Source organism: Micromonospora sp. MA102 (assembly GCF_025460765.1).
GTDB lineage: Bacteria > Actinomycetota > Actinomycetes > Mycobacteriales > Micromonosporaceae > Micromonospora > Micromonospora halotolerans.
The window spans coordinates 19,746-39,454 of record NZ_JAMWEG010000010.1 but is presented as its reverse complement, the minus strand read 5'-3'; the positions used below and the strand labels follow the sequence as shown (position 1 = coordinate 39,454).

General features: G+C 74.4%; 16 protein-coding genes. 6 read left to right on the top strand and 10 right to left on the bottom strand.

Features of this window, described 5'->3' with window-relative positions:
* Positions 1 to 4: 4 nt before the first annotated feature.
* Positions 5 to 2,839, bottom strand: a complete 2,835-nt coding sequence (locus NFX44_RS20675) for a BTAD domain-containing putative transcriptional regulator (RefSeq protein WP_262285210.1) — start codon at positions 2,837 to 2,839, stop codon at positions 5 to 7.
* A gap of 119 nt (positions 2,840 to 2,958) precedes the next feature.
* Positions 2,959 to 3,594: a calcium-binding protein gene (locus NFX44_RS20670; RefSeq protein ID WP_262285209.1), complete on the bottom strand. Its 636-nt coding sequence runs from the start codon at positions 3,592 to 3,594 to the stop codon at positions 2,959 to 2,961.
* Positions 3,595 to 3,743: 149 nt separating this feature from the next.
* Between NFX44_RS20670 and NFX44_RS20665 the strand changes: the two genes are divergently transcribed.
* Positions 3,744 to 4,313 (top strand): GNAT family N-acetyltransferase, encoded by a 570-nt coding sequence (locus NFX44_RS20665; protein WP_262285208.1) that lies wholly within the window; start codon positions 3,744 to 3,746, stop codon positions 4,311 to 4,313.
* A gap of 10 nt (positions 4,314 to 4,323) precedes the next feature.
* On the opposite strand, the gene NFX44_RS20660 is transcribed toward NFX44_RS20665, so the two are convergent.
* The gene (locus NFX44_RS20660) at positions 4,324 to 5,802 is read right to left on the bottom strand and encodes a glutamate--cysteine ligase (RefSeq protein WP_262285207.1); all 1,479 of its coding nucleotides are present in this window, start codon (positions 5,800 to 5,802) and stop codon (positions 4,324 to 4,326) included.
* Between the two features lie 163 nt (positions 5,803 to 5,965).
* Between NFX44_RS20660 and NFX44_RS20655 the strand changes: the two genes are divergently transcribed.
* Positions 5,966 to 6,304, top strand: coding sequence for a DUF3817 domain-containing protein (locus tag NFX44_RS20655; RefSeq protein ID WP_262285206.1), 339 nt, complete (start codon positions 5,966 to 5,968; stop codon positions 6,302 to 6,304).
* Between the two features lie 10 nt (positions 6,305 to 6,314).
* On the opposite strand, the gene NFX44_RS20650 is transcribed toward NFX44_RS20655, so the two are convergent.
* Both NFX44_RS20650 and NFX44_RS20645 read right to left on the bottom strand, forming a co-directional pair.
* Complete coding sequence (locus NFX44_RS20650) at positions 6,315 to 7,175, bottom strand: alpha/beta fold hydrolase (RefSeq protein WP_262285205.1); 861 nt, start codon at positions 7,173 to 7,175, stop codon at positions 6,315 to 6,317.
* 37 nt (positions 7,176 to 7,212) lie between these two features.
* Positions 7,213 to 7,761 (bottom strand): hypothetical protein, encoded by a 549-nt coding sequence (locus NFX44_RS20645; protein WP_262285371.1) that lies wholly within the window; start codon positions 7,759 to 7,761, stop codon positions 7,213 to 7,215.
* Between the two features lie 140 nt (positions 7,762 to 7,901).
* On the opposite strand from NFX44_RS20645, the gene NFX44_RS20640 reads away from it, so the two are divergent.
* The 4 genes from NFX44_RS20640 to NFX44_RS20625 all read left to right on the top strand — a co-directional run bounded on the left by NFX44_RS20640 (position 7,902) and on the right by NFX44_RS20625 (position 13,831).
* The gene (locus tag NFX44_RS20640; RefSeq protein ID WP_262285204.1) at positions 7,902 to 9,029 is read left to right on the top strand and encodes a Vms1/Ankzf1 family peptidyl-tRNA hydrolase; all 1,128 of its coding nucleotides are present in this window, start codon (positions 7,902 to 7,904) and stop codon (positions 9,027 to 9,029) included.
* Positions 9,022 to 10,782 (top strand): thiamine pyrophosphate-binding protein, encoded by a 1,761-nt coding sequence (locus NFX44_RS20635; RefSeq protein WP_262285203.1) that lies wholly within the window; start codon positions 9,022 to 9,024, stop codon positions 10,780 to 10,782. The genes NFX44_RS20640 and NFX44_RS20635 overlap by 8 nt, the downstream gene beginning before the upstream one ends.
* A gap of 275 nt (positions 10,783 to 11,057) precedes the next feature.
* Positions 11,058 to 12,455, top strand: coding sequence for a hypothetical protein (locus NFX44_RS20630; protein WP_262285370.1), 1,398 nt, complete (start codon positions 11,058 to 11,060; stop codon positions 12,453 to 12,455).
* Positions 12,456 to 12,697: 242 nt separating this feature from the next.
* On the top strand, positions 12,698 to 13,831 hold the full coding sequence (locus tag NFX44_RS20625; protein WP_262285202.1) for a SigB/SigF/SigG family RNA polymerase sigma factor: 1,134 nt from the start codon (positions 12,698 to 12,700) through the stop codon (positions 13,829 to 13,831).
* A 132-nt stretch (positions 13,832 to 13,963) separates the two neighbouring features.
* On the opposite strand, the gene ctaD is transcribed toward NFX44_RS20625, so the two are convergent.
* The 5 genes from ctaD to NFX44_RS20600 form a co-directional block, all read right to left on the bottom strand.
* Positions 13,964 to 15,964, bottom strand: a complete 2,001-nt coding sequence (ctaD, locus tag NFX44_RS20620) for a cytochrome c oxidase subunit I (RefSeq protein ID WP_262285201.1) — start codon at positions 15,962 to 15,964, stop codon at positions 13,964 to 13,966.
* Positions 15,965 to 16,052: 88 nt separating this feature from the next.
* Positions 16,053 to 16,784, bottom strand: coding sequence for an ATP-binding protein (locus NFX44_RS20615; protein WP_262285200.1), 732 nt, complete (start codon positions 16,782 to 16,784; stop codon positions 16,053 to 16,055).
* An 89-nt stretch (positions 16,785 to 16,873) separates the two neighbouring features.
* Positions 16,874 to 17,338, bottom strand: a complete 465-nt coding sequence (locus tag NFX44_RS20610) for a DUF4383 domain-containing protein (protein WP_262285199.1) — start codon at positions 17,336 to 17,338, stop codon at positions 16,874 to 16,876.
* Positions 17,339 to 17,418: 80 nt separating this feature from the next.
* Positions 17,419 to 18,573: a glycosyltransferase gene (locus NFX44_RS20605; protein WP_262285198.1), complete on the bottom strand. Its 1,155-nt coding sequence runs from the start codon at positions 18,571 to 18,573 to the stop codon at positions 17,419 to 17,421.
* 28 nt (positions 18,574 to 18,601) lie between these two features.
* Entirely contained in the window at positions 18,602 to 19,582 is a 981-nt protein-coding gene (locus NFX44_RS20600; RefSeq protein WP_262285369.1) for a glucosyl-3-phosphoglycerate synthase, read from the bottom strand.
* Between the last annotated feature and the right edge of the window lie 127 nt (positions 19,583 to 19,709).

Genomic DNA, 19,709 nt, shown 5'->3' with positions numbered 1-19,709 from the left:
GGTCTCACCGGTCCGGGCACACGGCCAGCTTCCGCCGTACCGCCCCGGAATCGGTGTGGCCGAGCTCCTCGAACAGCGCGAGGGAGCGTCGCCAGGCGTCCCGGGCGGCGGCCGGCCGGCCCGCCGCCGCCCACGTGTCGCCGAGATGATCCAGCACGATGCCTTCGGCGTGCCGGTCACCCATCTCGGCGAAGAGGGTGAGCGCCTGCTGGAAGCAGTCGACGGCCTGTTCGTGCTCGCCCAGGTGGTGATGGGCGAAGCCGATGCTGTCCCACGTGTTCGCCTGCCCGTACGCGCTGCCGACCTGCTCGGACAGGGCGAGCGCCCGGCGGCAGAAGGTGATCGCGTCGCGGTGCTCGCCGAGCTGGGAGTGGTACCAGCCGATCGCGTTGAGCGCGACCGCCTGCTTGAGCGGGCTCCCGACCCGCTCGTAGAGGGCGAGGCTCCGCCGCGCGTGCGGCAGGGCCTCCCGGGGCCGCCGCTGCCGGTCCAGGAGCATGCTGAGGTCGAAGTGGGTGTGCGCCCGCCCCTCGTCGTCGGCCAGGGCGGCGAACAGGTCCAGCGCCGCGAGCAGGTTGCGCTGCGCCTCCTCGTACCGGCCGAGGTTGGAGCAGGCCCCGGCCAGGAGCCGGTGCGCCTGGGCCTGTGCCGGGCGGTCACCCAGCCGCCCGGTCGACTCGACCGCCCTGCCGGCCACCGTGGCCCAGTCGTGCCAGTGACCCTGCCGGTCGAAGTAGGTGGCCAGGGTCCACGAGAGCTGCCCGGTCGCGGCGTCCAGACCGTTGCCGCCGGCGTACTCGATGGTCGCGAGGAGCACCTGGTGTTCGCGGGTGAACCAGGCCAGCGCCGCCGCGAGGTCGTCGAGCCGCTCGGCGGTCACCCCGGGCGCGGCGGGGGCCAGGGTCAGCGGATCGCGCTGCGGGGACAGCAGCAGGGCGGCCGCGTGCGCGGTGTGCAGGTGGTGGTCGATCAGCCGGCACAGCGCGGACCGGGAGCCGGTCGGATCCCCGGCTGCCCGCTCGACCGCGAACACCCGGACCAGGTCGTGCATGCGGTACCGGCCCGCGACGTGCTCCTGCACGAGGTGCGCGTCGGTGAGCTCGCGCAGCAGCGGGCGCAGCTCGTCCGGCGTACGGGCGGTCAGGCTGGCCGCGGCGGCCCGCCCGATGTCCGGGCCCGGGGCCAGGCCGAGCAGCGTGAACACCTCCGCCGCGGGTGGCGTCAGCGCCCGCACCGAGCTGGACAGCACCACTCGCAGGTTCGTCGCCACCTCGTCGCCGTCGAGCACGTCCAGCGGGCTGATCGCGGTGGCCAGCTCCGCCGCGATCGACGACAGGGCGAGGTCGGGGCGGAGAGCCGCGCGGGCCGCCACGATCCCGAGGGCCAGTGGCAGGCCACCGCAGAACCGCAGGATGTCGGCGACGGCGTCGGGCTGTCCCGCGACCCGCGCGGCGCCCACCTGCCGGACGAGCAGCTCGTGTGCCTCGCCGTCGGGCAGCACGTCCAGCGGCAGCGGTCGTGCGCCGTGAGTGGTGACGAGGCTGGCCAGCTGCCGGCGGCTGGTCACCAGGACCGCGCTCGTGGGGGTGCCGGGCAGCAGCGGGATCACCGTGGCGGCGTCGCGGGCGTCGTCGAGGACGACGAGCATGCGGCGGCCGGCGACCAGCGTGCGGTACAGCGACGCCTGCGCCTCCGGCTCGGCCGGGACGCGCGCCGGTTCGACACCGAGCGCTTCGAGGAAGCCGCGCACGGCCGCCGGCCAGCTCACCGGGAGGGCTGTCGGGTCGAAGCCACGCAGGTTGACGTAGAGCTGCCCGTCGGGAAAGCGATCGGCGTTGGCGTGCGCCCACCGCAGGGCCAGCCAGGTCTTGCCGACCCCACCGCCGCCACCGATGGACGAGATCACGACCGGCGACCCGCCGTCGGGGTGCCCCGCGTCGCCGAGTTGGTCGTCGAGGCGCGCGAGCTGGGCTGCCCGGCCGGCGAAGACCCCGGGCGACGCCGGCAACTGCCGGGGCGCGGTGGCCACCTCCCGGGCCGCGTCGGGTCGGCCCGGAGCCGCGGCCGGTCCGGCGCCGCCCGCCGGGGGGACGTCAGGCGCCGCGAGCACCGGATCAGCGGTGAGGATCCGCTGGTACAGCAGTGCCAGGGGCGGGCTGGGATCCGTGCCGACCTCGGCGGCCAACCGGCGGCGCATCTGGTGGAACTGCTCGAGTGCGTCGGCCTGCCGCCCGCACCGGTACAGCGCGAGCATCGCCTGCGCCGCGAGGCGCTCGTCCCACGGGTACCGGCTGCTCAACGCCAGGACGTCGGGGAGCAGGTGCGCGTGCCGGCCGTGGCGCAGGGCCAGGTCGTTGCGGTCCAGCGCGGCCGCGAGTCGCTGCCGGTCGAGGGTCTGCCGGTAGGCCGCCAACCACGGCGTGTCCAGCCCGTCGAACGCCTCGCCACGCCAGAGTGCCAGCGCCCGCTCCAGGCAGCTGATCGCGGTCGCGTCGTCGGTGCGCCGGGCCTGGTCAACCAGCTCCTGGAAGCGGTGCAGGTCGACGCGGTCCGGGTCGACGGCGAGCAGGTAGCCGGGATGGCGCCGGACGATGCGGACCTCGTCCGCGCCGGCCAGCGCCTGGCGGAGCCGGGACAGGTAGCCGCGCAGGGTGACGGCGGCCGCGTCCGGCACGTCGTCGCCCCAGACCCGGCTGACGAGCTGCTCGATCGCGACCACCCGGTTGGGCTCGACCAGCAGGGCGGCGAGGACACACTGCTGACGGGCGTGACCGATCCCGACCGCCCGGCCGTCGATCCGGACGTCCAGGTCGCCGAGTACCCGGAACTCCACCGCCACGGACTGTCACGCTAGCCGCCGTCGACAGTGGTCGGCGCGGGCCTGACGAGGATCCGACAGGCGGCGGCACGGCGGCCCGTGGGTGCGTTGACGACCCACGGACCGCCGTGGCGATCGGATCAGGGGCAGTTGGTGGGGAAGTCCACGGTGGGCCGGCAGTCGTCGAACACGGCGTCCGGGCCGCCGTCGCCGTCGTCGAACAGGCCGGGGCCGCCGACCAGGGTGTCCCCGCCCTGGTCGCCGAAGAGGTGGTCGTCGTTGCTCCCGCCGTCCACGCGGTCGTTGCCGTCCAGGGCGCTCGGCCCGATGAAGCGGTCCCCGTGGATGGTGTCCGCACCGCCGTCACCGTGGAGGTTGTCGTTGCCCAGGTCGCCCCAGATGCTGTCGCCGACCAACCCGCCGTAGACGATGTCCTCGCCGCTGTTGGCCTGGATGTTGTCGTTCCCGTCGAGCCCGCAGATGATGTCGTCGTTGACGCTTCCGACGATCACGTCCGAGCCGGTCGTGCCGATGATGAACTCCTGGCCGTTGTTGTTGGGGCTGATGTAGAGCCCGCCGGGGGGAACGAACTGCGTGGAGTACCCGGCCGGCACCGGCGCCCCGGAGTACGGGCCGCAGTCGGCGGGAACCACGACGGCCGCGGACGCCGGCGCGGCGGTGGCGCCGGCCAGCCCCGCGGTGGCCAGGACGAGTGCCCCGACCACCGAGACGGCCCGGCGTCCGGTCGGCGGCGTGGCGAGGAAACGGTGTGTCATGACGCTTCTCCTTACTGCTGGTGTGTGCGAGAAGCGTCGCCACCGGGCGTGGAACGGACGTGCAGCAAACGTTGAGCCGTCGACGGTGCCCTACCCGGCGTGCGCCCATGGGGCAGCGGCGCCGGACGCTGGCCGCTAGCCTTCCGGGCATGGACGAGGCCGGGCCGGGACTCGCCGGCATCGCGCACGAGGCGGGCGGTGGGACCGTCCGGCTGCGCCCGGTCACCGAACCGGACCTGCCGATGTTCCGCCGGTTCCTCACCGAGCCGGGCCTGATCGGGCTGGACTGGGCCGGCTTCCGGGACTCGGGCGCGCCCGCCCGCCGGTACGCCGAGGACGGCTACCTGGGCGAGCGGGACGGCCGGCTCGTCGTCCAGGTCGAGCCCGAGGAGGCCGCCGCCGGCCTCGTGAGCTACCAGTGGGGTATCTACAGCGGACGCGCGCCGTACTGGGAGATCGGTATCGCGCTCCTGCCCGAGTGGCGCGGTCGGGGCGTCGGCTGGCGGGCGCAGGCACTGCTCTGCGACTACCTGTTCGCGCACACGCCGGCGCAGCGGATCCAGGCCGGGACCCACCCGGAGAACCTCGCCGAGCAGCGGTCGCTGGAGAAGGCCGGTTTCCAGCTCGAAGGAGTCATTCGCGCCTGCGAGTTCCGCGCCGGTGCCTGGCGCGACGGCTGGCTCTACAGCCGGCTGCGCGACGACCCGTCCCCGCTCTGATCCGCAAGGGTCAGGGGATCGGCCACTCGTGGACCGGCCGGTTGCTGTGCATCAGGTCGACGTAGTGCCGGACCACCTCGCGCAGCGCCTCCGGCCGGTCCAGGTGGTCGGCCGACTCCAGCCGGTGCAGCGTCTCCACCTGCCAGGTCGCGCCGTTACGGCCGGTCAGGCAGCGCTGCTCGACGATGCTGAGCAGCCGGTCCCGCTCCTCGGGGTCGAGGCCCCACCGGTCCAGCCCGTGGTGGGCCAGCGGCAGCAGCCGGCGCAGCACCAGCTCGGTCACCGGCAGGTAGCCCAGCCCCGGCCAGAACACCTGGGCGTCGATGCCGTGCCGGGCGCAGTTGGTGAAGTTCTCCTCGGCCGCGCTGAACGACATCTGCGACCAGAGCGGCCGGTCGGACTCGGCGAGGGCGCGGACCAGGCCGAAGTAGAAGGCGCCGTTGGCGACGGTGTCCAGCACGGTCGGCCCGGCGGGCAGCACCCGGTTCTCGACCCGCAGGTGCGGGCGGCCCTTCAGCACGTCGTAGACCGGCCGGTTCCACCGGTAGATCGTGCCGTTGTGCAGCCGCAGCTCGCCGAGCTTCGGCACGCCGCCGGCGGCCAGGGTCTCCGCCGGGTCCTCCGGGTCGCAGACCGGCAGCAGCGCCGGGAAGTAGCGCACGTTCTCCTCGAAGAGGTCGAACACGCTGGTGATCCAGCGTTCCCCGAACCACACCCGGGGGCGTACCCCCTGGGCCTTGATCTCCTCGGCGCGGGTGTCGGTGGCCTGCTGGAACAGCGGCACCCGGGTCTCCCGCCACAGTTCCCGGCCGAACAGCAGCGGCGAGTTCGCGCCGAGCGCCACCTGGACCCCGGCGATCGCCTGCGCGGCGTTCCAGTAGTCGGCGAACTGGGCCGGGCTGACCTGGAGGTGGAACTGGGTGCTGGTGCAGGCGGCCTCGGGGGTGATGGTGTCCGCGGTGGTGGCCAGCCGCTCCACCCCGCTGATCGAGATCCGCAGGTCCTCACCCCGAGCGGCGAAGATCTGCTCGTTGAGCAGCGCGTACCGCGGGTTGGCCGAGAGGGTCTCGGCGGTCAGGTGCTCCGGGCGCAGGGTCGGCAGGATGCCGATCATCACCATGTGCGCGCCGACCGCGCGGGCCTTCTCCTCGGCGGCGTTGAGACTGGCGCGGACGTGCTCCTCGAACTGGGCCGTGCCGGTGCCGGTCAACCGGCGCGGCGCGACGTTGATCTCCACGTTGAACTGGCCCAGCTCGGTCTGGAAGCTGGGATCGGCGATCGCCTCCAGCACGTCGGCGTTGCGCATGGCCGGCTGGGATTCCTCGTCGACCAGGTTGAGCTCGATCTCCAGCCCGGTCATCGGCCGCTCCACGTCGAAGCGGGACTCGCGCAGCATCTCGGCGAACACGTCCAGGCAACGCCGCACCTTGTCGCGGTAGCGGGCCCGGTCCTCCCGGCTGAAGGTGCGCGCGCCGACGTCCTCGCCCATGGTCACCACCCTGTCACCGTTGGTCCCCCTAACCTCGCACGCCACCGTGGCGCGGGGAAAGGGCCGGGGGATCCCTTACTACCCAGCTCTCCGGCCGGTGATCCCTGTCGCGTCGCACAGTGTCGCGGCCGGTCCGACCGGCCCGGGTGGCTAGCATGGCCGGATGCGCGAGATCACCACCCGGCTGTTCGTGGCGGCGGCCATCGCCGAGGCCTGCTCGTGGGCCGCCCTGCTGGCCGGGATGGCCGTCAAGTACGGGCCGCCGCGCAACGAGACCGGCGTGCACGTGTTCGGCCCGATCCACGGGGCGCTCTTCGTCGCGTACGGGCTGCTCGTGCTGGTCGTGGCCCGGCAGCGGCGCTGGTCGCGGTGGCACACCGCCGTCGCGCTGGCCTGCGCGGTGCCGCCGTTCGCCACCGTGCTCTTCGAGCGCTGGGCCCGCCGCCGTGGCCTCCTCGCCACCCCGGCCGCCGCCGAGCGCCCGCTCACCCCGGTCGGCTGACCGCCGCGGGTCAGCCCGCCAGGAAGTCGCCGAGCAGGGCGGCCAGCTCCGCCGGAGCATCCTCGGCCATGTGGTGGCCGGAGGGGATCGACGCCGCGCGCACGTCGTCGGCCCAGTCCCGCCAGATCGCCGCCGGGTCGCCGTACAGGTCGACCATGTCGTCCCGCTCCGACCAGGCGAAGAGGACCGGGCAGCCGATCCGCCGGCCGGCGGCCCGGTCCGCGTCGTCCGCCGCCCGGTCGGGGCCGAGCCCCGCCCGGTAGTCCTCGCACATCGCGTGCACCGTGGCCGGGTCGTGGATGGCCCGGCGGTAGTCGGCGTACGCCTCCGCGCCCATCACCTCCGGCGAGCCGCCGTACCAGGCGTCCGGGTCGGCGTTGATCACGCGCTCGGCCGGCTTCGCGAGCTGGCCCAGGAAGAACCAGTGCCACCAGCGGGCCGCGAACCGGGCGTCGCAGCGCGCGAGCGCCTCGCCGATCGGCACGCCGTCCAGCACCCCGAGCCGGGTCACCCGGTCCGGGTGGTCCAGGGCGGTCCGCATGGCCACGTAGCAGCCCCGGTCGTGGCCGACGACCGCCGCCCGGGGGTGGCCGAGCGCGTCGAGCAGCGCCACCACGTCGCGGGCCATCGCCCGCTTCGAGTAGGCCGTGTGCGCCGGGTCGCTGGGCGGTTTCGACGAGCCGCCGTACCCGCGCAGGTCCGGGCAGATCACGGTGTGCCGGGCGGCGAGCAGCGGCGCGACCCGGTGCCAGGTGGCGTGGGTGCGCGGATGGCCGTGCAGCAGCACCACGGGCGGTCCCGAGCCGCCGTGCCGGACCCGCAGGCGCACCGGGCCGACGTCGATGTGCTCCAGCGTGAATCCGGGGAACATGGCCGAGCCGGTGCCCCGGCGCGCGGGGGCGGAAACCTCAGCCGAGCGCCGAGCAGGCGGCGACGCCCGCCAGCAGCAGCACGCCGAGCACCGCCTGGAGCAGCAGCGCCGGCCCCAGGTGCGACCAGACCGTCGCGGTGCGCGGGGTCAGCAGTTGGCCGGTGGTCAGGTTGACGATCCGCTCGATCCGCGGCGGAAGGTCGGCGTCGCGCTGCGGGCGCAGGGTCAGCTGCACGAGGTCGCCGGGGTGCAGGGCGCTCTGCGGCAGGTGGCCGTGCAGCTCGACCTCGACCAGCCGGTCGGCGGCGTCGCGCAGCCGGACCGGGGTGACCAGGAACTCCGGCCCCTTCTTGAGCTCCTTGAAGCTGCGCCGCGCGCCTCCGCCGCCGCTGCTGAGCAGTGCCCGCACCAGGCGGAGCAGGAGCCCCACCACCCCCGCCGCGGTCAGCACCCCGACCAGCACCGGCTGCCCCACCCGCACCTCGCGGGCGTAGCCCTCCAGGAAACGGACCAACCGGCCGGTGACGATCCGTTCCGTCGGGTGGACGGGGCGGCGGATGTGCAGCTCCGTGTTCATGTTCACCACCGAGAGTCCTGTCGTGTTCACTCATGGTATCGATTCCCCGGGTTGAACGACGTGAATGAACGGCGGTCACGGCCCGGCCCGGAAGGTGACATCCCGGGTCGCGCGGGTATGCGTGCGGCCGAGCTGGAAAGGGGTCGAGCATGCAGCTGTCCTTCCTGCGCCCGCTCTACGACCGTCCCGGGCCCTGGTGCTCGGTGTACCTGGACGCCTCGCGGGACACCCACGACGCACGCCCGCAGGTCGACCTGCGCTGGCGCGCGCTCAAGGGGGACCTGATCGGGCAGGGCGCCGACCCGGTGACGATCGAGGCCGTCGAGGAGGTGGTCCGCCGGCACCAACCGATGCCCGGCGACTACGGCATCGCGGTCTTCGCCGCCCACGGGCGGGTGGTGCTCACCGAATACCTCTCCGCGCCGCCACTGCGCGACCTGGCCACCTGGTCCGCGCTGCCGCACACCATGCCGCTGGTCGCCCAGCGCGGTGAGCAGATCGCCTGGGTGCGGGTGCTGGCGGACCGGACCGGCGCCGACGCGGTCGCGGTCAGCGCCGGCGGGGTGCCACGCCGGGCCACCGTGAAGGGGCGGGAGAGCAGACAGCTGCGCCGGGTGCAGCCGGGCGGCTGGTCGCAGTCCCGCTACCAGCGGGCCGCCATGGAGGCCTGGCACCACAACGCCGGTGACGTCGCCGCGGCCACCGCCGAGCTGGCCGACCGGGTCGGTGCCGACGTCGTGGTGGTGGCCGGTGACATCCGGGCCACCGGAATGATCGCGGCCCAGCTGCCGGAGCGCTGGCAGGACGTTCTCGTGCGCACGGACGCCGGCGCCCGCGACCCCATCGGCGCCGACGACACCCTCATGGACGACATCACCGTGCAGACCGTCGCCGAGGTCGCCGACCAGCGGATCGCCACCGCGCTCGACCGCTTCGGCGTGCAGGAGGACGTCGGCGCCGGCCTCGACGCGGTGGTCTCCGCCCTGCAACGCGACCAGGTCGACACCATGCTGATCGTCGACGACGCGTCCGCCGACGGCGAGCTGTGGATCGGTCCGGAACCCACCGAGATCGCCACCGACCCGGGACAGCTGCGGGACATGTCCGTGGCCGACCCGCAGAAGGTGCGCGCCGACGCCGCGCTCCTGCGCGCCCTCATCGGCACCGACGCCGAGCTCACCGTGCTCGCGCCCGAGGAGGCGCCGGAACTCACCGACGGGGTGGGCGCGGTGCTGCGCTACGTCGACGCCAGCACGCCCGGGCGGGGCAATGGCTGACCGCACGGTGGCGGACCTCGTCGTCGAACGGCTGCGCGCCTGGCGGGTGCCCCGGGCGTTCGGCTACCCGGGCGCGGCCATCGCCCCGCTGGTCGCCGCCCTCGACGCCGCGGGCGGGGATCCGGAGTTCATCCCCGCCCGGCACGAGGAGACCGCCGCGTTCATGGCCACCGGCCACGCCAAGTTCACCGGCGAGATCGGCGTGTGCCTGGCCACCCAGGGCCCGGCCGCGGTGCACCTGCTCAACGGCCTCTACGACGCCAAGCTGGACAGCAAACCGGTGGTGGCGATCGTCGGCGAGGACGTCAGCGGGCCGCTCGGCGGGGCGCACGAGGAGATCGGGCTGAGCCGGCTCTTCGGCGACGTCTGCAACCAGTTCGTCCGCTACGGCCGCAGCCCCGACCAGGTGCCGGTGCTGCTGGACCAGGCGTTCCGCACGGCGGCGGCGACCCGCAGCCCGACCTGCGTGGTGCTGCCGCACGCGTTGCAGCTCGCCGCCGTGCCCGACCTGCTGCCGCAGACCGCCGGCGTGATGTCGGCGACCCCGGGGGAGCCGCTGGCCCGCGTACTGCCGCACGACGCCGACCTGGACGCCGCCGCCGCGCTGCTCGGCACCGGCCAGCGGCTGGCGATCCTGGTCGGCCAGGGCGCGCACGGCGCGGCCGCGGAGGTGATCGCCATGGCCGACCGGCTCAGCGCGGGCGTGGCCACCTCCCTGCTGGGCAAGCCGGTGCTGGACGAGCGGCTGCCCTTCCACACCGGCGTGCTCGGCGAGGTGGGCACCACCGCCGCCGCGCAGCTCATGGGCGGCTGCGACACGCTGCTCATGGTCGGCACCAACGACCCGTGGACCGACTGGTTCCCGATGCCGGGTCAGGTCCGCACCGTCCAGATCGACATCGACGGCCGGCGTATCGGCACCCGCTACCCGGTGGACGTGCCGCTGGTCGGCGACGCCGCCGAGACCCTGCGCGCGCTGTTGGCCCGGGTGCCGGACCGGCCCAACGCCCGGTGGCGGGGCGTGGTGGAGAGCTCGGTCGACCGGTGGCGCGACGCTGCGGCCGAGCGGGCCGCCGCCCCGGCCGAGCCGGTGAACCCGCAGCTGGTGCTGCACGAGCTCTCCGCCCGGCTGCCGCACGAGGGCTCCGTCGCGGTGGACGTCGGTTCGGTCATCTACTGGTACGCCCGGCACCTGCAACTGCCCCCGGGCGTGCGGGCCCAGCTCTGCGGCACGCTCGGCTCGATGGGCTGCGCGCTGCCGTACGCGGTCGCCGCCAAGCTCGCCCGGCCCGACGAGCCGGTGATCGCGCTGCTCGGCGACGGCGCCATGCAGCTCAACGGGCTCGCCGAGCTGATCACCGTGGCGCACCACTGGCAGGAGTGGCGGGATCCCCGCCTCGTGGTGCTGGTGTTGAACAACCGTGACCAGTCCGGAATGGGCGGCGGGCGCCCGCCCGGCGCGTTCGCCGACCGGCGCCCCGACGTGCCGTACGCCGGCTGGGCCCGGCTGCTCGGCCTGCACGGGGTGCGGGTGGACCGCCCCGACCTGATCGGTCCCGCCTGGGACGAGGTGCTCGCCGCGGACCGGCCCAGCGTGCTGGAGGCCGTGGTCGACCCGGCGGTGGCGCTGGACCCGCCCGAGCCGGCCCTGGCCGACCTGCGCGGCCTGTTCGCCGACGGGGACGCCGCCCGGCGGGTCCGGGAGCGGGTGCTGGAGACCGGGACGGCCGTGGAGGCGGAGGACCTGGTCTAGCGGGGACCGGACCACGCGTCCGGCCGGCGCCGCCCTACGTGGGCGGTGCCGGCCGTTGTCGTGCCGCCGCCCGGCCCCGCGGCTTTCGCCCCCGTTCCGCCCGGGACGGCGGGGCACGGCGGAAGGGCTCGGCTGCGTGCCGCGCGCGGTGCCGCCGCCGGCCCGCTGATTGGTCCGACCCGTGGGGGGATGCGCCGTTTAGACCCCAGAGGGACGGGAAGCCGGGCCGCGTGGTGAGCGAACGAGGCAAGGTGGGGCCGGGTCGGAAGGTGCCGGTGGGGCCGGCGGCGTCCGGCGCCGGTCTGACCGGCGAGCGGGTGGTGGCGGCGGGCAGCGCCGCCCGGCTCCTGGTCGCCGTGACGGCCCGCGCGCTGCGCGGGGACGACTGTGGCGACCTCGGCCACGCCGGGCCGCTGTCGCGCTTCACCGGGGCACCGGAGCCGGTGCGGCGGGCCGCCGCGGCGCGGGCCGCCGGCCGGGCCGCGCTCACCCCCGCGCAGGTCGCCGACCTGGACGCCGAGCGGGTGGCCGCCTGGTTCGTCGACCAGTACCCGGCCCGCCGCTGGCCCGGCGCGGTGCTCGGATCGCCGCACGGCGCCGCCGCGCACCTCGCGGTGGCCCTCGGGGTGCCGTGGCTGCCGGCCGGGTTCGAGGTGGCCGCGCACTGGGCCCGGGGCTCGGTGGACCGCCCGGACGCCGCACTCGACCACGGGGCCGCGCTGGCCGGCCGGATGCTCGCCGGCAACGCCCGCGTGCACGTCCGGCAGGTGCACTGCCCCGCCAGCCGGGGCGCGTCGGCGGCCGCCACGGTGAGCCTCGCGGTCCGCTGGCGGGCGCTGCCCGCGGCGTACGCCCGGTTCCTGGCCGAGGGGCTGGAGCCCGGGGCGCCGGTGCTGCTGCTGCACGACGCGCGCACCTGGCCGGTGCGGGACGAGGGGAGCGGCCACAGCTTCCAGGTCGGCTGCCCGGCCAGCGGCCTCGACCCGGTCGACTTCCACCCGGACGCGCACGCGCTGCGTCAGGTGCTGCGCTCGGCGGGCGGTGACGGAGCGCGCTGGACCCCGCCGGACGTCACGTCCCCGGCGGCGTTCGCCGAGAACGGCGTGGAGTCCGGTTTCGAGCACGACGCCCGGGAGTGGGGCGGCCGGCACGGGCACCCGCTGCACCGGGTCGTCGTCCCGCAGCCGGACGCGTTGAGCGCGGCCACCGCCGACCTGTACCGGCGCTGGCTGCGCCGGGCCGGGAAGACCGGCGACCGCCTCGTGGTCGAGTGCGGCCGGCTGCTCGACCCGTGGCAGGTGCTCCGGGCGGGCCTGGTGCCCTACTGGTGCGAGAACGCGACCCGCCGCCGGGTGCAGGGGGTGGAGTGGTGGCTCGCCGGCAGCGAGCCCTTCAGCTCGGTGGACGTGCTGCCGGAGCCGCCCGGGGTCCGGTCGCCCGCCCTCGCCGGCCTGCCGCAGTGGCTCGCGGTGGCCGGGTTCGGCCGCCGCCGGCGCGCCCTGGACCGGGGCTCCGCGCGGGGCTACCCGGTCACCGCGGTGCCCACCCGCCGTGCCACGGAGGTGTTGCGCAACCAGGCGTACGACCTGCCCGTGCCGCCGCCGCTGCGGATGGCCGAGGCCCTCACCGCGCTGCGCGACGCGGGCGCCCACCAGGGGTTACTGGTCTCCTGAGCGCGGCCGCCGGCGGGTCGCCGGCCAACCTGGCGAAACATCCTCGCGATCCTGCGGACCGTGATTGAGTACCTACGGAGCGGGAACACCGCTCGCCGCGGAACGGCCCACGACGCCGTGCGGCGGGCGGCCGCCGCTTCCGGCGTGCCGTCACGTAACCCAACTTCCGGCCCGGTGCGTGGCTCGACCACGCGCACGACCGGTTCCGATCCGGGCGGGGGACCTTCCTGAGGGAGGCGCGGATGTTCGGACAGACCACCACACCCACACCACCACCGACCGAGCGGGGCCTGGAGGACCTCGATGCGGCGGCGCTGGCGTACGCGGCACGGATCGCCGCCCTGCCACCCGAGCGGCGGCAGGAGGCACGGGACGACCTGGTGCGCTTCGCGCTGCCCTTCGCCGGGCGGCTGGCCCGCCGCTACCGGGGTCGCGGGGAACCGCTGGAGGACCTGGAGCAGGTGGCCCGCCTCGGCCTGGTGAACGCCGTCGACCGGTACGACCCGGAGCGGGGCTCGTTCACCGCGTACGCGGCGATCACCATCGTCGGTGAGATCAAACGGCACTTCCGGGACCGCACCTGGGGTGTGCACGTGCCGCGCCGGCTGCGTGACCTGATCCTCGAGGTCGGGCAGGCGACGGCGGCGCTGACCAGCGAGCTGTCGCGGGCGCCCACGGTCGCCGAGCTGGCCGAGCGGCTGGAGACGCCGGAGGAGGAGATCCTCGCCGCGCTGGAGTCGGCCGCCGGCTACAGCCCGGCCTCGCTCAACGCGCCGGTCGGCGGGGAGAGTTCCGCCGAGTTCGGCGACCTGGTCGGCGAGTCGGACAACGCCCTGGAGTCGGTCGACGACCGGGTCACGGTCAGCGGGCTGCTGCACCGGTTGCCGTGGCGCGAGCGGCGGATCCTCGCCATGCGCTTCTACGGCAACCAGACCCAGGCGGAGATCGCCGCCCGGTTCGGCATCTCGCAGATGCACGTGTCGCGGCTGCTCTCCCGGGCGCTGACCTGGCTGCGCCAGGCGATGCTCGCCGACGCCCCGCCACCGTGGCAGAACGGCGCGGCCGAGTCCGAGCCGGCCCGGGCGAGGATCTCGGTGAAGCAGAACGGCGACCGGGTGGTCGTCGAGGTCGGGGGAGAGGTCGACCGGGACGGCGCGGACCGGCTCCGGAAGGCCATGCTGGAGGCGGTCACCGGGCAGCCCCGCGAGGTCGTGGTCGACCTGGTGGGCGCGGGCGGCTTCGACGCGGGCGGGATCGCCGCGCTGATGGCCGGCCGGGACGCCGCCGCCCGCACCGGGGTGCCGCTGCGGCTGACCCGGGTGCAGCCCGCGGTGCGCCGCTCGCTCGCCGCGGCCGGCCTGCCCGCCGCCGACTGACCGATCCGGACCGCGCCGGCTCCCGTCCCGGGGGCCGGCGCGGTGCCGTGTCCGAGGCGGGGTCGCCCGCGCACGCGTACCCGGGGCGGAGAAGGGCCGGCGCCCGACGGGCGCCGGCCCTTCCCTGTCCGGTCAGTTCTCCGGGGTGTCCCCGTGCCCACGGGGGTGTTCCCAGCGGGGGTTCGACGGCGTGCTGCGCTGTGGACCCAACTGGGTCTGCTCCGGCTCGTCGGATTCGTCGAAGCTGGGCCGCCGCACTTCCTCCGGCTCCGGCACGTCGACCGGGCGGGCGCCGGATTGCGGCGCGGGTTGGTACTCGACGGCCTCGCGGGCGCCGTGCGCGCCCTCGGCGGCCGGCGACTCCGGCGTGTACGGCACGTGGCGCAGCTCCTCCATGAAGTGCTGCGGCGGCTTGGTGGTGCGCTGCGGCAGGTCACGGCCGAGGTCGGAGACGAGCGGGCCGTACTTCAGGTCGAAGGCCGGCCGCTCGGAGCGGATCCGCGGCATCCGGTCGAAGTTGCGCAGCGGGGGCGGGCAGGTGGTGGCCCACTCGAGGGAGTTGCCGAAGCCCCACGGGTCGTCCACGGTCACCATGGCGCCGTAGCGCCAGGACTTCCAGATGTTCCAGATCACGAAGAGGGTGGACGCGCCGAGCAGGAAGGAGCCGAGGGTGGAGATCACGTTGAGCGTGGTGAAGCCGTCGCTGGGCAGGTAGTCGGCGTACCGGCGGGGCATGCCCTCGGCGCCGAGCCAGTGCTGGACGAGGAAGGTGGCGTGGAAGCCGATGAACATGGTCCAGAAGTGGATTTTGCCCAGGCGCTCGTCGAGCATCCGCCCGGTCATCTTCGGGAACCAGAAGTAGAGGCCGCCGAACGCGGCGAACACGATGGTGCCGAAGAGCACGTAGTGGAAGTGCGCCACCACGAAGTAGGTGTCGGTGACCTGGAAGTCGGCCGGCGGGCTGGCCAGCAGCACCCCGGTGAGGCCGCCGAGAAGGAACGTGACCAGGAAGCCGATGGCGAACAGCATCGGCGTCTCGAAGGTGATCTGGCCCTTCCACATGGTGCCGATCCAGTTGAAGAACTTCACGCCCGTCGGCACCGCGATGAGATAGCTGAGGATGCTGAAGAACGGCAGCAGCACCTGGCCGGTGGCGAACATGTGGTGCGCCCAGACGGTCATCGACAGCACGGTGATCGCGATGGTGGCGAGCACCAGACCGGTGTAGCCGAAGATCGGCTTCCGCGAGAACACCGGGATGATCTCGGTGATGATGCCGAAGAACGGCAGCGCGACGATGTAGACCTCGGGATGGCCGAAGAACCAGAACAGGTGCTGCCAGAGCATCGGCCCGCCGGTGGTCGGGTCGTAGACGTGCGCGTGCAGGATCCGGTCCGCGGCGAGCGCGAACAGCGCGGCGGCCAGCAGCGGGAAGACGAGGATCACCAGGACGCTGGTGAGCAGCAGGTTCCAGGTGAAGATCGGCATCCGGAACAGCGTCATGCCGGGCGCGCGCAGGGTGATGATCGTGGTGATCAGGTTGACGGCGCCGAGGATGGTGCCCAGACCGGAGAGCGCCAGGCCGACCACCCACATGTTCCCGCCGACGCCCGGGCTGTGCTGCGCGGTGCTCAGTGGGGTGTAGGCGGTCCAGCCGAAGTCCGCGGCGCCCTGCGGGGTGATGAACCCGGCCAGGACGATCAGGCCCCCGAAGAAGTAGAGCCAGTACGCGAAGGCGTTGAGCCGGGGGAACGCCACGTCCGGCGCGCCGATCTGCAACGGCACGATGTAGTTGCCGAACCCGAACACCATGGGCGTCGCGAACAGCAGCAGCATGATCGTGCCGTGCATGGTGAAGAGCTGGTTGTACTGCTCGGGGGAGAGGAACTGCATCCCGGGCTGGCCCAGCTCCGCCCGGAGGAGCATCGCCATGATCCCGCCGACGATGAACCACGCGAAGGACGTGATCAGGTAGAGCAGGCCGATGAGCTTCGCGTCGGTGGTCCGCGCCAGCCGCCACAGCGAGTTGCCCTTGATCGGCTCCCGGACCGGGCCGGGGTAGCCGCCGAAGCGGGCCGGCGCGAGGATCGCAGGTCCCCGGTCTCGTGGCTCCCTGACTACCTGCTTCGGCATGGCTTCTCACCCCGTGTGACGACAGACAGGACGGGCACGCGTACCCGTCCCCTCAGCTCATCAAAGCAGGCGAGAGCGGAGAATTCGGTCAGTTCGCCGGTAGCATGGCCCAGACCACCTTGCCCGCGCCCGCCGGGGTGCTGCCCCAGCGCTGGGTCAGCTCGCGGACCAGCATGAGCCCGCGTCCACCCTCGGCGCGCAGATCGGGGTCGGTCGCCACCCGCGGATCGGCCGGGCTGCCGTCCATGACCGCCACCCGCAGGTACGGCCGGCGCAGGGTCAGCGTCACCTGCATGGGGGTGCCGGCGTGCCGGACCACGTTGCCGACCAGCTCGCTGAGAACCAGCGAGGCCGGGCCGGCCAGCTCCGGGACGTTCCACCGGGCGCACGCGTCGGTGACCAGCTCGCGGGCCCGGCGGCAGGCGTCGGCCACCGGCTCCAAACGGGCCCGCAGGCGCGGCGCCGCAGCCGCCCCGGCCAGCGCGGTCGCCTCCGTGCAGTCGCGGCGGACCGGCACCACCCGGCACGCGGTCGTCTCGGCGAGCCAGGCGGCCGTCTCCTGCGGCGGGGCGGACAGCACCATCGGCACCGCCGGCCAGTCCGCGGCCCGGCGGGCCGCGGCGGCGAAGACGGACAGGGCGAGCGGGTCCGTGACGACGAGCTTCTCCAGGTCGACCACCAGAGCGTCCGGCTGCGCGGCGAGGCAGCGGTCCAGGACCGTGTGCACCGAGCGCATCGTGCCCAGGTCGAGCGTGCCCACCAGCCGTACGACGGTGACCGGCGTCTCGTCGCGGACCTCGCACCTGATCCGGGTGGACATCCAGGCCCTCGTTTCCATCTCGTCGTGGGCCTGGGAGATACCCCCGCGTGGGCCGGGCGAAACCGGACACCCGGCCCGGGCGGGCCGGGTCAGCGTCGGTTCGTGCCCCGGGTGGTGAGCAGCCCGAGGGCGATCATGCCGACCCCGAGCAGGAAGTGCAGCCAGTTGTCCGCGCCGTTCAGCGGGATGAAGTTCGCGCCGCTGTCATGGTCGACCACCACGCCGTAGAGCCAGAGCACGAGGTAGATCGCGCCACCGCCGATCAGGAACGCCCGCGAGCCGGAGACGGTCCGGGCCAGCAGCAGGCCGGCGACGCCGAACAGCAGGTGCACGATGTTGTGCAGCACCGAGACCTGGAACAGCCCGAGCAGTTTCGCGTCGGAGTCGTGCCCGGCGAACTTGAGGTCGCCGAAGTGGGTGGTGATGCCGGGGATGAAGCCCAGCACGCCGATCACCAGGAAGAGCACGCCGACCGTCGCCGCGGCCCGGCGTACCGGCGCCCGGCCGTCGGCCGGGTTGCGCCGCCCACGGGAGTGGGCCATCGAGTTCGTCATGCCGGCCTCCTCGCCAGACAAGGGACCGGGCGGCATTCCCGGACCCACCGGGGGCAAACGCCCCCGGGGGACCCGTCGGCTCAGGCGAGCTGCAACGACCGGGCGGCGAGCCGGCGGACCTGCTGGTACAGCTCCACGTACCGCTGGGCCATCAGCTCCGGGGTGAACCGCGTGGCCGCCTCGCGCCGGCACTCGTCCTCGTCGAGCAGGCCGGCGGCCAGCACCAGGTCGCCCAGCTCCTCCTCGTCGGCGGTGAGCAGGCCGGTGCGGCCGTGCTCGATCAGCTCCGGCAGGCAGCCCCGGGCGGTGGCCACCACCGGCGTCCCGAGCGCGAGTGATTCGACCACCGCGGTGCCCCCGGGCTCCTCCCAGCGCAGCGGGAACAGCGAGGCCCGCGCCCCCGCCACCAGGTCGTCGCGCTCCGGCCCGGCGACCGTGCCCACCCACCGCACCAGGTCGCCGTCGACGTGCGGGGCGACGTGGTCGTAGAAGAACCGGACGTCCGGGTTCTGCCGGGCCTCGTCGCCCGCCGCGGCCAGGTCCTCGGGCCGGTGGTACGGACCCACGGGACCCGCCAGCACCAGCGGGAAGCCGACCTGCCGGGCCAGCCGGGCGCCCAGGTCCTGCCCCTTGCCCGGGTTGATCCGGCCCAGGATGACCACGTGCTCACCCTTCGCCACGGGCGGCCGGCGGTCCGCGCCCACCGCCAGCGGGGTGGACAGGTGCACGTGGCCGACCGAGTGGTCCTGGAGGGCCCGCGGCGCGCGGGCGAGCTGACTGGCCGAGACGCCGCTGACGCGCACCCGGCCGCCGCCGTCGAGGTTGCCGTACAGCTCCGGGTGCTTGGCCAGGTCCCAGTGCAGGGTGTGCAGCGCCGGTGGGGCGTCCGGGCCCATCGCCGCCATGGTGGCCAGTCCGACCGCCTCCACGTGGTCGTGCACCAGGTCGATGTCGTCGCGGGCGTGCAGCGCGCGGACCACCCCGTGCAGGTGCGCCTGGGCCACCCCGCAGACCTGGTTGTACGGCCGTTGCAGGGCGTGGAACTGCCCGTCCGGGAAGACCGAGATCCGCTCGTCGACCGGCAGCGTGCTGGTCTCCACCGAGGCGAGCACCACCCGCACGCCGAGCCGGCGCAGCTCCGGCACCAGCGTGGCGACGACGTTCTCGATCCCGCCGTAGCCGGGCGGCGGCACCGACAGCCAGGGACCCGCGTTCATCAGGACAGTGAGAGTCATCGTGCGGCGTCCCTTCCTCGGGCGGCGCTCACGCCGCGACCCGTCGCCGCGGCACCCGGTGCCGCAGCTGCTCCAGCGGCGGCCGCTCCTCGATCGAGACGTCGCTGACCACGATCTCGCGGTCCAGGTGGGGCAGTGCCTCCGAGCCGCCCCGCCGGAACTGGGTCAGCAGGGCGGTCGGCTCCAGGCCGGGCACCGCCCAGCCGCGCCGCTGCAACCGGGACCAGGCGGTCAGCAGGATCTGCGCCGACATCCGGCCCAGCGCGGCGGTGTCCTGGTGGCGGTGCTTGCGCTCGCCCAGGTCCACCTGGGCCAGCGCGTCCAGCCCGACCAGCTCCAGCAGGTCGATGAGCATCGCCGTCTCGACGCCGTAGCCGGAGACGAACGGCACCTGCGCCAGCACCTCGCGGCGGCCCGCGTACTCGCCGGCGAGCGGCTGCACGAAGCCGGCCAGCTCCGGCCAGAACAGGTTCAGCAGCGGCCGGGCCATCAGCTCGGTCACCCGGCCCCCGCCGTCGGCCTCCACCCCGGTGGCGCGGACCAGGGGCCGGTGGTAGAAGCCCTTCACGAAGTCGACCGACGGGTCGGTGAGCAGCGGCCCGACCAGTCCGGTGACGAAGTGCGGCCGGAACTCCCGCAGGTCGGCGTCGACGAACGCGACCACGTCGCCCTCCGCCGCCGCCAGCCCGGCCCAGAGCGCGTCCCCCTTGCCGCTGAGCCGGGGCAGCCCGCGCGTCATGGCGTCCTGGCTGACCACCTCGGCGCCGGCCGCCCGGGCCACCTGCGCGGTCCGGTCGGTGGATCGCGAGTCCACCACGATCAGCTCGTCCACCAGCGGCACCCGGTCCATCAGGTGCTGGCGGATCGTCGAGACGATCGCCCCGACGGTCGCCTCCTCGTTGCGGGCCGGCAGCACCACGCTGACCCGGCTCGCGCCCTTGGCGCGCAGCAGGCGGCGCGCCGGCCAGTCGTCGGCGGACGTGGTGCGGTATGTGGCCCAGGCCTCCACCACGGGTGAGACGGTCGACGCTGTATCCGGCACAGGCACGCTCCCAGGTCGTGGCGGATCCACGGGCTCCTGGTTTGCCCAATCCGCCGCCCGTGCTAACCGGATCATGCCGAACACCTGATCACCA